The sequence below is a fragment of the Roseibium sp. genome, from assembly GCF_039982295.1.
Classification (GTDB): domain Bacteria; phylum Pseudomonadota; class Alphaproteobacteria; order Rhizobiales; family Stappiaceae; genus Roseibium.
Map to the genome: position 1 here is coordinate 31,337 of NZ_JBDWYP010000092.1, position 13,164 is coordinate 44,500.

Here is a 13,164-nt window from a genome sequence, read left to right on the forward strand (position 1 = left end):
ATTTCGACCCTCGAATTATATCTTCCTCATCAGATTGATGACGCGGCGCACAAACAAATGCTGCGACGCCGAATAAAGGACCGTTAAGATGTTGGACAACGTCGCTAGCAAGTACAGCAGCTGGGTTAAGTACCGTCGCACCGTCGATGAGCTTTCCCGCCTGTCACAACGCGAACTGCGTGACCTCGGCATAAACCGCAACGAGATCAAGTTCGTTGCGCGCCGGAACGCAGTCTAAATAGAGATCGCGTCCCCAAGAGCCGCCTCCTCCCAGGCTCCGGGACGTGTGACACCGGCGAGGCACCCTCCTCCCAGTCTCGCCAAGTCAAAACGTCGCCCACCAGCACCTCCTCCCGCTGGTGGGCGCTCGTTTTTTCAGGAGGCTGTTTCAATAGACAACGCCAACCTGGTAGCTCTTCGAAGTATTCACGCCAAGCCATGACCGCCACCTTGATAAAGGTTTGGCGGTATTTTTGTGTTCCCCGCCTGCTTCTTCGCCATCTGGCTCTATCCACACGTGCGGGATCCGGATTTTTATCTATGACCCAAACCTTAATACCTACGATGACCTGCGTTCCACGCAGAACAGCTGTGCATTTTGACCTCTACCGCAATGTAACATCCTCGCCTATTTACCTCTCACAAGATTTGAACGGGCCAGACGCCGATCCGCGGAGCCATGGCCATAAAGATAGAAAGGCTACTTCGATGATCGATACTGTTGTTCGCAAATACCAGAACTGGAAGCGTTTCCGGACCACTTATGATGAGCTGTCCCAGCTCTCCAACCGTGAACTCAATGACCTCGGCATCAGCCGTGCGGACATTGCCCGTCACGCGCGAGGTTCCATGCGCTAAAAATTCCCGTCGGTTCCGATCCTCCCACGGAACCGATTGGTGCGCTCCGCTTGCAGCGCGGAGCAGAACAACGCCTGCCGGATCCTCCCACCGGCAGGCGTTTTCTATTTCCGGCCCTTCGCTGGCCTTCAGCCCTAGCCTGAACGCAGCGACATCCAGACGGACAGTTCAGAAATTCTTGGCGGCTTTCCATTCGACTCAGGCCAGGAGTCAACCGCGTAGACGGTGCCGGTCTTCTTTTCCCGAACGGTCGCCGTCGCATGCGGGTATCGGCCGTCGAGGAAGAACCCCCGAGCGACTGGCGAACTCACCGTATGATGCTTGAGATATCCGTGGCGCTGCGCGACCAGCAGCAATGAGTTCGTATTCGTCGATTCGTCGATACAATCCATCTGCCCACGAACGCCGGCATTTTGCATATCCAGTCCGCCCACATCCTTGGCGGAACCAACCGTGCTCGCAACCCGACGTTCCTGCCACTGAACCGCCTTTGCAATTGCCTTTCGCTCGCTTGCTGGAGATTGCCGTCCAGATGCGAGGATCGAACGCAAACGGGCGAGATCTCGGGTCGAGAAGTCGACCGGTGTCTTGTAGGCACAGCCAAAGCCATGACAGATGTAGATACGATTTTCCTTGGGCGCGATTCCTTTACTGCCGTCATACCAGCCATTGGCGTCACCGTTGGCCTGTCCCGCGCAGCCTGCGAACATCAGCCCAAGACACAAAAGCGCTGGCGCGATCAAAGATCTGCCGGAAAATATGCGCATCCAGTCGTCCCCCCGCTTTTTCCGCACAGCAACGCGTGGCGTTGCATCATTCATTCCCCGAGGTCATTTTGCACGATGGCATTGCCGCAAGCGAGCCAAGACTGTAATCAGGGCCATGAAAAGTGCCGCCGGAGGCCGTTTCAAGTCTTGCCGACATGAGCAAGCGTAACCCCCCGCGGTCAATTGTTCCCGAAGGATGAAAGAATGAACCCCATCCATGTGATAGGCGGCGGTCTCGCCGGTACGGAAGCTGCCTGGCAAATCGCGCGCCAGGGCATCCCGGTCGTGGTCCACGAGATGCGGCCCGTGCGCAAGACCGATGCGCACAAGGGTGAGGGTCTTGCAGAGCTCGTCTGCTCCAATTCCTTCCGCTCCGACGACAGCGAGCAAAACGCTGTCGGCCTGCTTCATCACGAACTGCGCCGGTCCGGCTCCCTGATCATGTCCTGTGCCGACGCAAACCAGGTCCCCGCCGGGAGCGCGCTCGCAGTGGACCGCGACGGATTTTCAGATGCGGTGACAAAGGCTCTTGAAGATCACCCGCTGATCACCGTCACACGCGAAGAAATCTCCGGTCTGCCGCCGGCGGATTGGGACAGCGTCATCGTTGCAACGGGTCCGCTTACCTCTCCGGCGCTCTCCGAAGCCGTGCTCGAGCGATGCGGTGAAGACGCCCTGGCCTTCTTTGATGCCATAGCGCCGATCGTTCACTTTGAAAGTGTCGATCTGTCCAAGGCCTGGTTTCAGTCCCGTTACGACAAGGTTGGACCGGGCGGCAACGGCAAGGACTATCTCAACTGCCCAATGGACAAGGACCAGTATGACGCCTTTATCGATGCATTGATCGAAGGCGACACGACCGACTTCAAGGAATGGGAAGAAAACACGCCATATTTCGACGGCTGTCTGCCAATCGAAGTGATGGCCGCGCGGGGCCGGGAAACATTACGCCACGGCCCGATGAAGCCAATGGGCCTGACCAATGCGCATAACCCTGACGTCAAAGCCTACGCTGTGGTTCAGCTGCGTCAGGACAATGCTCTCGGCACGCTCTACAATATGGTCGGTTTCCAGACCAAACTGAAGTACGGCGCTCAGGGAGACATCTTCAAGATGATACCCGGGCTTGAGAATGCCCAGTTTGCCCGCCTTGGAGGTCTGCACAGGAACACATTCCTGAACTCGCCGAAGGTTCTTGATGGCAGCCTAAGGCTGAAGGCCGAGCCGCGCTTGCGCTTTGCCGGTCAGATTACCGGCTGCGAAGGCTATGTGGAATCCGCCAGCGTTGGGTGCATGACCGGTTTGTTCGCCGCAAAGGAACGACTGGGTCAGACATTTGAAAGCCCACCGGAAACCACGGCCATGGGCGCGCTCCTTGGACATATCACCGGGGGGCACATTGCCCGTGAGACGGAGCAAGGCTCACCGCGTTCGTTCCAGCCGATGAATGTGAATTTTGGCCTGTTCCCACCAATTGAAGCTCCCAAAACAGATGCTGATGGCAAACGCCTCAAGGGCAAGGACAAGACACGCGCCAAAAAAGGTGCAATGACACAGCGCGCCAAGCAGGACTTCGAGGGCTGGATTTCGTCTCTGGAACCGAGGCTTGCTGCGGAATAGTGGCAAGCCTTCAAGGTCAACCTGCCAGCGCAACGCCTGATTTGCGCGCTGCCCGCCAGAGCGCCCACTGACGTCGCAATTGTGACAGCTCCGCAGGCGTTTTGAGCGGATCGTGGCCTAGCCCTTCCATCTTCTTCAAGAAGGGCTCGACGAGCGCCAATGGCAAGAAAGCCGGCGCCATCTTGGCCGGAATGTCAGAGACAGATGCGCGGACACGGCCAAGGTGATGCCTTACGTGGGATCTGAGTTCTTTGAGCGCGGCCACCAGCTCCGGTGTCGTTTCACCCTTGAAGACTGACTGCGTTTCGACATTGTGGCGCACGAGCAGGTCGGCGGGAAGAAACATCTGACCGCGTGCTGCATGCCAGGGCAGCGCGCGCATGAGACCACAAAGACCGTAGGCCACGCCGGCATGTCCGGCCACTTCCGCTGTGCCCGGGTCGGCGCCCTCGTTGAGAACGATCGCTCCGAGCTGAATCAGCGCCGATACGGTCTCGCCGCAATACCCCTCCAGATCATTCAGGCTCGGCATCGGATCGTCGTAAAGATCGAAAACCCTGGCATCGATCATCGAGACAAGCGCCGCCTTGGGCAGTTGATATCGATCGACTGTATCGGCGAGCGCCGCAGCGACGGGGTTGGCGTTTGCAACGCCATGTTCAGTACCTTGGAGAAAATCGCGCCACCACTGCAGCCGGACCTCGCCTGGCAGAGGATCTCTGACAAGATCGCGAACACGGGAAATCTCGGCATTGAACGCATAAAGCGCCAAAAGCCCGGGACGCGTCGTCTCGGCCGCAAAAAGCGCCGCAAGATAGCGATCGCGATCCTGGGCATAAACCAGGTCTCGCACGTGATCGAAATTACTGCTCATCGCTGTTCATATGGCGCTCGCGCCCTTTTAGTCCACGGCAAGGAGTGCTGCCGCGACGGCGCGCTCTTCCGACAACATCACGTTGAAGGTCCGAACCGCCGCCCCCGTGGACATGCTGTCGACCATCATCCCGGCGTCCCGAAAGGCCTGTTTCAGATCTGCCGACAATGGCCGAAGGTCCGTACCGGTTCCAACGAGCACGACTTCGATGTCTTGCTGCTCATCGAAACACCGCTGAAAGGCAGAGATATCGAGATCCGCGAAGCTGACGGGGCTCCATCCGTGAATTCCCGAAGGAACGCAAAGAATGGAGCCCAGATGGGACATCCCTGCGAAGCGGAAGCCGCCGCCGCCATAAGCATCAAGCGGCGCCCGCCCCGGAAAATGCGCGTCCCGGATTTCCATGACGTGTCCTAGACAGCTGCGGCCGGGTCGGCGTCTGCCTCGGGTTCCGCATCATCTCCATCCGGCGATTTTCCGTCTCCACGCAAGTTGAGGAGGATCAGGAAGGGAGCTGCAAGGAAGATCGAGGAATAGGTGCCGATCACGATGCCGAAGATCATCGCCAGGGTGAAGGAGCGGATCACTTCACCGCCGAAGATCCAGAGCGAAATCAGGGCAAGAAGCGTCGTCACGGACGTCAGGGTCGTTCTGGACAAGGTCTCATTGATCGACCGGTCGAGAACATCCGTCAGCGACATCTTCTTATAGCGTCTGAGGTTCTCACGGATGCGGTCATAGACAACAACCGTATCGTTCAGAGAATAGCCGATGATCGTCAGGACTGCCGCAATGGAAGACAGCGAAAAGTCCAGCTGCAGGATGACGAAAAGACCAATCGTGACAATAACGTCGTTCGCTGTCGTCAAGATCGCACCGACGGCGAACTGCCATTCGAAACGGAACCAGATGTAGAACAGGATCGCGATCAGGGACGCCGCAACCGCGATGGCGCCAGCTCGCGCCAACTCGCTCGAAACACGTGGCCCGACAACCTCGACGCGGCGGAAGTCGATGTTGTCATCCTCGAACGCCGCACGCACCTTGCCGACAACCGATTGCTGTGCCAGTTCGCCGCCTGGCTGCTCTTCGATGCGTACAAGCACTTCTTCGGGAGACCCGAATTCCTGCACCTGGACATCACCCAGGTTCAACGTGCCCAGCTCGGTGCGGATGGCGCCGATGTCGGCCGGTCCTTCCGTCCTCATTTCGATCACGGTGCCGCCCTTGAAGTCGATACCGTAGTTCAGACCGATGGTCACAAAGACCGCGATCGACGCCACCGCCAGCACAATGGACAGGGGGAAGCTTATCTTGCGCCACCACATGAAGCGGTAGCTGGTTTCATCCGGAACAAGTCGGAGCAATGCCATTTCTTCTTCTCCGGATCAGATTGGGAGTTTCGACGGCCGGCGATGACGCACCCAGAGGGCGACCATCATACGGCTGAAGGTAAAGGCGGAAAACACTGTGGTGAAGATCCCGATGGCCAGCGTGACGGCAAAGCCGCGCACAGGACCCGAGCCCAGCTGGAACAGGATCAACGCCGCAATGAGCGTGGTCACATTCGCATCGACGATGGTTCCAAGCGCGCGCTTGTAGCCAGCATCAATGGCCGATATGGCCGATCTGCCAGCCCTCGCCTCTTCTCGAATACGCTCGAAGATCAGCACGTTCGCATCAACGGCCATACCGATGGTCAGGACAATGCCCGCGATACCGGGCAAGGTCAGCGTTGCCTGTAAGATGGTCAGGGCACCGAAGATCAGGAAGATGTTGGCCGCGAGCGCAATGTCTGCAATCAGGCCGAACCGTCCATAGGACAGCAGCATGAATATGACCACTGCTGCTCCGGCGATCATCGAGGCAAGCTTGCCGGCCTCAATGGAATCTGCGCCAAGGCCCGGACCGATGGACCGTTCCTCGATCACAGTCAGTTTGGCGGGAAGCGCACCTGCCCGCAGCAGCACGGCAAGGTCGTTTGCGCCATCGACAGTGAAGTTGCCGGAGATCTGACCGGAACCGCCCGTGATCGGCTCACGGATCACTGGTGCGGAGATCACCTCTTCATCCAGAACAATGGCAAAGGGACGGCCGACGTTCTGCTGCGTCACGACCGAGAACTTGCGCGCGCCGGAGGTGTTGAACCGGAAGTTTACGACCGGCTCGTTGTTGCGCTGATCGAAGGTGACCTGCGCATCGACGAGGTCTTCGCCTGTCAACAGAGGCGACTCTTCCAGCAAATAGGGAATGGGGGGATCATCTACCGACATCATCACCACAGTGCCCGCGGGCGGACGCGACTGCATCGCCTGATCGCCGGACATGGAGGTGTCGACCATGTGGAAGGTGAGCTGCGCGGTCTGACCGACCAGATCCTTCAGGCGTTCGGGATCATTTTCACCCGGAGCTTCCACGAGGATGCGGTCAGAACCCTGGCGCTGGATGTTCGGCTCTGTCGTGCCAAGTTCATCGACGCGGCGGCGAATGACCTCAATCGACTGTTCCACAATCGACTGCATCCGCTGGGAAAGGCCTTCATCCGTGTAGGTGAAGCGGACCAATCCATCGTCGGTCATCTCAAAGTCAAACTCATTGACCTGCTGGCCGCCGAAGACTGAGGACACAAGCGGATTGACCAGTTCGGAGAGACGCGTTCGTGCGTCATCCAGACGGTCAAGATCACGGATACGAACCTGTGCAGATTCGCCCTGAACACCGAGGCCCGTATATCCGATCCGTGGCTGCTCGCGCAGCGACACGCGGATATCGCCCACCAATGTCTTGAAGCGCTTCTGGATGTAGTCCGGCTTGTCGATCTCATAGAGGAGATAGGCGCCGCCTTGCAGATCCAGGCCGAGAACCATCTGGCTCTTGGGCAGGAAGTCGGGCCAGCTTTCAACGGTCTTGGCAGAAAAGAAGTTCGGCAGCGTGGTGAGGACACCAGCCGCGACCACAAGGGCGATCAACGCGATCTTCCAGCGGGCAAAATAAAGCATGACGAAAGCCTGTCTTGGGAAGCCAGGCCGGCGAACCGGCCCGGCGCAGGAGCATTTTTCCTGGCTCGGAAGGACGCGTTATGCGCCTTCTTTGGCCGGCTCCGACTTGGACCGTACTTCCTGGACCATGGAACGCACGATGCGAACCTTGACGCCCTCGGAAAGTTCAACCTGGAGCTCTGAATCGTCCACCACCTTGGCAACCTTGCCGATCAATCCGCCGGTGGTCACGATGGTATCGCCGCGGCGCAGGTTCGCGATCAGCTCCTGATGCTGCTTCATGCGCTGACGTTGAGGCCGGATGATCAGGAAATACATGATCGCGAAGATCAGCACGAACGGCAGAAGCGACATCAGAAAGTCCGGGCTCAACGGGCTTCCGGACTGCGCATAGGCTGGGGTGATAAACATCAAATTCTCCTCAAGGGCCACTCTCACCAGGCACCCCGTTTGGGCTCCCTTGTGAAAATCGCCAAATTCCAGTGGCCGGACTATACCGGCGGCGCTCCGGTTTTCAAGTAAAGCAGACGCTTTCAGGCGTACCGCTTTGCGAATAAGCGGCGTTTTCCAGATGCATTGGCCGTGCTACTCGTCGTGAACGCCCTGTCAGACCCCAAAGTGGGTCGAAGAACAAAGGTTACAAGAGCAAATGTCCGAGCGTTCCGAGCTGACCTCCCTTAATGAAAAACTCGATTCCCTGATCGCATTGATTTCGCGGGCAGTTCCCCAGGAGCCTTCTGCCCCGGACTTCAGTGCGTCCGACGCGTTCGTTTGGAGCGCAAACCCTGGCGAGCTTGTGCCCGTGGAAAAAGTGAACCGGGTCGACATTGCGCTGCTTTGCTCGGTCTCACGTGTGCGTGACCAACTGCTTGACAACACCCGGAGGTTTGCTTCGGGCCTGCCTGCAAACAACGCACTGTTGTGGGGCGCGCGGGGCATGGGGAAATCGTCGCTCGTGAAAGCGGCTCATGCTGCCATAAACAGCGAACTCAAGAGCAACACGCTCAAGCTTGTCGAGATCCACCGAGAGGATATTGAAAGCCTGCCCGCGTTGATGAAGCAAATCCGGGACGCCTCCCAGCGTTTCATCATCTTTTGCGATGATCTCAGCTTTGATCACGACGATACATCCTACAAGTCGCTGAAAGCGGTGCTGGAAGGCGGTATCGAAGGTCGTCCGCACAATGTGCTCTTTTACGCCACCTCCAACCGACGCCACCTTCTGCCACGCGACATGATGGAAAATGAACGCTCCACGGCAATCAATCCGTCAGAGGCTGTAGAGGAAAAAGTCTCACTATCTGACCGCTTCGGGCTCTGGCTCGGGTTTCACAAGTGCAGCCAGGACGACTACCTGGAGATGGTCACCGGCTATGCGGATCACTACGGTCTGAAGCTGGAGGCAGCGGACCTCAGGGCACAGGCGCTGGAATGGGCAACAACACGGGGAAGCCGCTCCGGCCGTGTTGCCTATCAGTTCATTCAGGATCTGGCTGGACGTCTTGGACAAAGCCTCGACTAGTCGGAACGCGTCCTGAACCACAAACGAAAACGGCCCCGGATCATTTCCGGGGCCGTTTTCCTTAAACTGCAGACACAATCAGGTCTTGGGCATATAGCGCATCGGATCGACGGGCTTGTTGCCACGCCGAAGCTCGAAATGAACCTGGGGCTGGGACACCGAACCGGAGGCGCCGGCCAGACCGATCACTTCACCGCGTGAAACAGAATCACCACGTTTGACGTTCAGCTTCGAATTGTGAGCATAGGCGGAGACCCAGCCGTCCTGGTGACGCAGCAGAACCAGATTGCCATAGCCCTTCAACTCATTGCCCGAGTAGATCACCGTTCCCGCATCTGCAGCCTTCACCGGAGTTCCCTCCGGCACGGCGAGATTGACGCCGTCATTGCGTGCACCGCCCGGCTTCGTGCCAAACTCCGAGATGATCCGCCCGCGAACAGGCCAGCGGAAGTTCGGCCCACTTTCAACCGCGGGATCCACGCTGGCGACCACCTGCGGTCGCTGGATCGGCGCAGTCGGTTTGACATCTTTCTGGACGACAGAGGGCGTCGTCGAGACAACAGCCGCACGCGGGGTGTTCGCCGAGCGACCTGGCATTGCCGCCGGCGTCGGCACGTTTCCACTGACAGAAGAGACCTGCGTCTGGACATTGACACTGCCCGTGTGAACAACAGTTGGCTTGGAGCGCGGCGCCGCACTTATGCGGATGGGAGCAGCATCGCTAGAGATCCCGCCACTCTTCACTTCCGCAAAGCTGGGCTGACGGAACGGCTTGCGATGAGGCGATGGCGCGGAGGCCGTTATGGTCTGCGTCGGTCGAACCGAACCTGTGACAATTTGATCGTCGGAAAGGCCACGTTTCGGCGCACGCTGGGGAAGACGGGTGATTTTCGTCGGCTTGATCGGCTTGTCGTCGGCTGTGGGCGCACTCGAAGAGCCATTGCGATCAGAATAGACGTAAGTCGGAATGACAATGGTCTGACCAGGACGGACTTGAGCGGGGTCTTCAATACCGTTGACGGCAACGATCGCCTTCACCGGGACGCCGTAACGACGTGACAGGCTCGTGACCGTATCACCGGAACGCACTGGAATACGGGTCCCGCCTGCAGAACTCCAGCCGCGCCAGGTCGTCGGCGCACTGGCTGCAATTTCAGGAGCCGGGGCAGTTACGACTGGCGCGCTCACCGTCGGAGCTTCATAGGTCGGCGCCTGGTAAGTTGGGGCCTTGTAGGTCGGAGCCTTGTAAACCGGTTGCGTGTATGTCGGAGCCTTCGCCACGGCAGGAAGAGGAGCCGTCGCAACCGGAGACCTGCGCGGTGTATCGGTAATTGAGCCCGTTGTCAGCGGCTGACTGGAAGCAGGTGGAAGACCTGCGACCGTTCCACCTGGACCATTGACGATGTCCTTGTAGGTCGGCTGTTGTTCGCCATTGGCCAGAATGGCCCGCTGATTGTTGGTACCACCGGTATAGATCGGAGCTTCACCGAAGCGTTCTGTCGCGGCACTACACCCCGCCAGAACTCCTGCGGCCAGTGATACAAGAGCAACCCTTGAAATGAGGTCACTGCGGAGGGTGTGCTCCCGCTTGATCATCGCTCTACTCAAACCAATACTACTGTTTCCGTTATGGTTAAGAGTAGAAACCAGTAAGGTTTACAAAGAACTAAGAGCGCAGGGAAAGTTGCTCGCAAACGGCACGAAACCACAGCCGGTCGACGGAAAGATCGAATGCGATCCAGCGAGCTTCGACCCGAGGGAATTGTCGGCTACAAGCGCTCGGCCGCGCCCCTGATGAGGCTGACCATTCGCACGGTTTCCAATTCCTCGCTTCGGTCGCCGCCCTCATCCCGTGTAATGCGGGTCATGATCTGAGGTTTTCCGGCAAGGCCGACAGGCGCCATCAGGATGCCGCCCGGAGCCAGCTGGGCCAACAATGCGCCCGGGATCTCTTCAACGGCACCTGTCAAAATGATTCGATCGAAAGGTGCTTTCTGCTTCAGACCGTCCATGCCATCGCCCACGTGAATGCGGACATTCGACAGCTTGAGCGCAGCAGTACGTTGGCCCGCGAGGCTCGCAAGCGTCGCATATCGATCAATACTGTCGACCTGCCCGGCCAAATGCGCCAATACCGCCGCCTGATATCCGGAACCGGTCCCGACCTCGAGGACACGATGGCCTGCTTCAAGGCGAAGCGCCTGTGCCATGCGAGCCACAAAGGAAGGCGCGAGCACCACCTGGCCGCATTCGATCGGCAGGGATGAATCCTCATAAGCAAGACCGTGGTGGACGGCGGCGAGGAACAGCCGCCGGGGCACCCGCTCGATGGCAGACAAGACGGCCCGGTCACCGATGCCGTGACCGCGAAGCGCCAACACGAGCTGAGCGCGCGCCTGGACCTCGTCCGTTTCAACGCTGAGGGGATCAGAGGGGAGTTGCATCGGCGACAGCTCGGTCATGATGGTTCATCCCCTTCCCTGTTCAGGCGAGCGCACCGGCCAATTGCTCGACCATATCATGCGCCGTCAGATCGATTCGCAGCGGCGTGACGGAAATATAGCCTTCACCGACGGCATGAAGATCACTGTTGGCGAGGATCGACTTGCCGCGATCCTGGAATCCGAGCCAGAAATAGGGATAGCCGCGACCATCTCGGCGCTCGTCGATCGTCAGTCCCGATTGCTCGTGATGCCCTTGCACCGTGACCTTCATGCCTTTGACCTCTTCCGCAGCGCAGGCAGGGAAGTTCACGTTCAGCAGCGTGTGACGCGGCAACGGGAAATCGATGAGTTTCCTGAACAGTTCCGGCGCATGGGCCTCGGCGGTGGCGTAATTCGGCTCACTCCCCACGTCCCAGTTATAGGCCTGGGACACGGCGATGGAGCGAATGCCGAGGATCGATGCTTCCATCGCCCCTGCCACGGTTCCCGAGTAGGTCACGTCCTCTGCGAGATTCTGGCCACGATTGATCCCCGAGAGGACCAGATCCGGCATACCCGGCAAAACCTTGCGCACACCCATGATCACGCAATCGGTTGGCGTGCCGCGCAGCGCGAAATGCCGGTCGGAAATCTCACGCAGACGCAAGGGGTCGCTCAAGGTCAAGGAATGAGCGACGCCGCTCTGATCGGTTTCGGGCGCGACCACCCAGACATCATCGGACAGGGTCCGGGCGATACGCTCAAGAGCAGTAAGGCCGGGTGAATGAATGCCGTCGTCGTTGGTGATCAGGATGCGCATCAGCCGATTGTCTCCAACCCGTTCATGTAGGGACGCAACACCTCCGGCACGGTGATCGTGCCGTCTGCGTTCTGGTAGTTCTCAAGCACTGCGATCAGGGCGCGGCCAACAGCGACACCAGACCCATTGAGCGTATGGACATGACCGAGCTGCTTCGAGCCTTCCGGACGATAGCGGGCGTTCATGCGCCGCGCCTGGAAGTCACCGCAGACCGAGCAAGACGAGATCTCGCGGTAAGTGTCCTGACCGGGCAACCAGACCTCGATGTCGTAGGTCTTGCGCGCACCGAAGCCCATGTCACCCGTGCAAAGCGTCATCACACGGTAATGCAGTCCGAGCTTTTGCAGAACCGTCTCGGCGCAGCCAAGCATGCGGTCCAGTTCATTGATCGATTCGTCCGGCCTGGTGATCGATACCAGCTCGCATTTCATGAACTGGTGCTGTCGCAGCATGCCGCGAGTGTCGCGCCCGGCAGAGCCAGCTTCAGAACGGAAACAATAGGTCAGCGCGGTCACGCGCATCGGCAGGGAATCTTCCGGAAGAATTTCACCCGCTGCCATACTGGTCAGCGGAACTTCAGCCGTCGGGATCAGATAGTGATCGCCATTGGTCTTGAAGAGATCTTCCTCGAACTTTGGCAGCTGGCCAGTGCCGAAAAGCGCAGTGTCATGCACGAGAAGCGGCGGCGACACTTCCATGTAGCCGTGCTCCTGGGTGTGCAGATCAATCATGAACTGGCCAATGGCCCGCTCGAGACGTGCGATCTGGCCCTTCAGGAGTACGAAACGCGAGCCAGCCAATTTGGCTGCCGTTCCAAAGTCCAGGCCAGCCTCGGCGCTGGAGATCTCGAAGTGCTCCTTCGGCTCGAAATCCAGAACCGGCTTTTCGCCAACGGTGCGCAACTCGACGTTATCCGCCTCGTCTTCGCCCTGAGGCACATCGTCCAGGGGCAGGTTCGGAATGACAGCCATGGCGTCTTCCAGGGCAGCATTGAGCTCGCGCTCTGTCGCCTCGCCGTCCTGGATGAAGGACTTGATCCCGGCAACCTCATCCTTGAGGGCCTGGGCCGTCGCTTCATCCTTGGCGGCCATCGCCTTGCCAATTTCCTTGGAGGCGGCGTTGCGCCGTTCCTGGGCTTCCTGGAGCTTGGTCACATGGGATCGGCGGGCATCGTCCAGGGCGATCAGTTTGTCGGCCGAGGCCTTGTAGCCACGACGTGCCAGTGCCTTGTCGAAGGCTTCGCTGTTATCCCTGATCCATTTGATATCGAACATCGTGCTT

General features: G+C 58.8%; 14 protein-coding genes. 4 read left to right on the forward strand and 10 right to left on the reverse strand.

Translation table 11 applies throughout. From position 1 onward, the window contains the following. Positions 1-88: 88 nt before the first annotated feature. Positions 89-238, forward strand: coding sequence for a DUF1127 domain-containing protein (locus ABJZ52_RS20370; RefSeq protein ID WP_348190619.1), 150 nt, complete (start codon positions 89-91; stop codon positions 236-238). A 470-nt stretch (positions 239-708) separates the two neighbouring features. After that, on the forward strand, positions 709-858 hold the full coding sequence (locus tag ABJZ52_RS20375) for a DUF1127 domain-containing protein (protein ID WP_348190622.1): 150 nt from the start codon (positions 709-711) through the stop codon (positions 856-858). A gap of 134 nt (positions 859-992) precedes the next feature. Here the strand turns inward: ABJZ52_RS20375 and ABJZ52_RS20380 are convergent, their stop codons facing one another. Then, complete coding sequence (locus ABJZ52_RS20380; RefSeq protein WP_348190625.1) at positions 993-1,625, reverse strand: hypothetical protein; 633 nt, start codon at positions 1,623-1,625, stop codon at positions 993-995. A 204-nt stretch (positions 1,626-1,829) separates the two neighbouring features. On the opposite strand from ABJZ52_RS20380, the gene trmFO reads away from it, so the two are divergent. Continuing rightward, positions 1,830-3,245, forward strand: a complete 1,416-nt coding sequence (trmFO, locus tag ABJZ52_RS20385) for a methylenetetrahydrofolate--tRNA-(uracil(54)-C(5))-methyltransferase (FADH(2)-oxidizing) TrmFO (protein ID WP_348190628.1) — start codon at positions 1,830-1,832, stop codon at positions 3,243-3,245. Between the two features lie 16 nt (positions 3,246-3,261). Here the strand turns inward: trmFO and ABJZ52_RS20390 are convergent, their stop codons facing one another. The 5 genes from ABJZ52_RS20390 to yajC form a co-directional block, all read right to left on the reverse strand. After that, on the reverse strand, positions 3,262-4,119 hold the full coding sequence (locus ABJZ52_RS20390) for a phytoene/squalene synthase family protein (protein WP_348190631.1): 858 nt from the start codon (positions 4,117-4,119) through the stop codon (positions 3,262-3,264). A 27-nt stretch (positions 4,120-4,146) separates the two neighbouring features. Next, positions 4,147-4,524 carry an MTH938/NDUFAF3 family protein gene (locus ABJZ52_RS20395; RefSeq protein ID WP_348190634.1) on the reverse strand — a complete coding sequence of 126 codons (378 nt, stop codon included), beginning with the start codon at positions 4,522-4,524 and terminating at the stop codon, positions 4,147-4,149. A gap of 8 nt (positions 4,525-4,532) precedes the next feature. Continuing rightward, complete coding sequence (secF, locus tag ABJZ52_RS20400; protein WP_348190637.1) at positions 4,533-5,492, reverse strand: protein translocase subunit SecF; 960 nt, start codon at positions 5,490-5,492, stop codon at positions 4,533-4,535. 15 nt (positions 5,493-5,507) lie between these two features. Then, positions 5,508-7,118, reverse strand: coding sequence for a protein translocase subunit SecD (gene secD, locus ABJZ52_RS20405; RefSeq protein WP_348190640.1), 1,611 nt, complete (start codon positions 7,116-7,118; stop codon positions 5,508-5,510). A 78-nt stretch (positions 7,119-7,196) separates the two neighbouring features. Further along, positions 7,197-7,529, reverse strand: a complete 333-nt coding sequence (yajC, locus tag ABJZ52_RS20410; RefSeq protein WP_153769295.1) for a preprotein translocase subunit YajC — start codon at positions 7,527-7,529, stop codon at positions 7,197-7,199. Positions 7,530-7,767: 238 nt separating this feature from the next. Between yajC and ABJZ52_RS20415 the strand changes: the two genes are divergently transcribed. Further along, entirely contained in the window at positions 7,768-8,640 is an 873-nt protein-coding gene (locus tag ABJZ52_RS20415) for an ATP-binding protein (RefSeq protein ID WP_348190644.1), read from the forward strand. A 78-nt stretch (positions 8,641-8,718) separates the two neighbouring features. Here the strand turns inward: ABJZ52_RS20415 and ABJZ52_RS20420 are convergent, their stop codons facing one another. The 4 genes from ABJZ52_RS20420 to serS form a co-directional block, all read right to left on the reverse strand. Then, positions 8,719-10,236: a peptidoglycan DD-metalloendopeptidase family protein gene (locus ABJZ52_RS20420; protein ID WP_348190647.1), complete on the reverse strand. Its 1,518-nt coding sequence runs from the start codon at positions 10,234-10,236 to the stop codon at positions 8,719-8,721. A gap of 173 nt (positions 10,237-10,409) precedes the next feature. Next, positions 10,410-11,102, reverse strand: a complete 693-nt coding sequence (locus tag ABJZ52_RS20425) for a protein-L-isoaspartate(D-aspartate) O-methyltransferase (RefSeq protein ID WP_348190650.1) — start codon at positions 11,100-11,102, stop codon at positions 10,410-10,412. Positions 11,103-11,124: 22 nt separating this feature from the next. Beyond that, entirely contained in the window at positions 11,125-11,883 is a 759-nt protein-coding gene (gene surE / locus ABJZ52_RS20430; RefSeq protein ID WP_348190653.1) for a 5'/3'-nucleotidase SurE, read from the reverse strand. Beyond that, entirely contained in the window at positions 11,883-13,157 is a 1,275-nt protein-coding gene (serS, locus tag ABJZ52_RS20435) for a serine--tRNA ligase (protein WP_348190656.1), read from the reverse strand. Before serS ends, surE begins: the two co-directional genes overlap by 1 nt. Positions 13,158-13,164 lie beyond the last annotated feature (7 nt).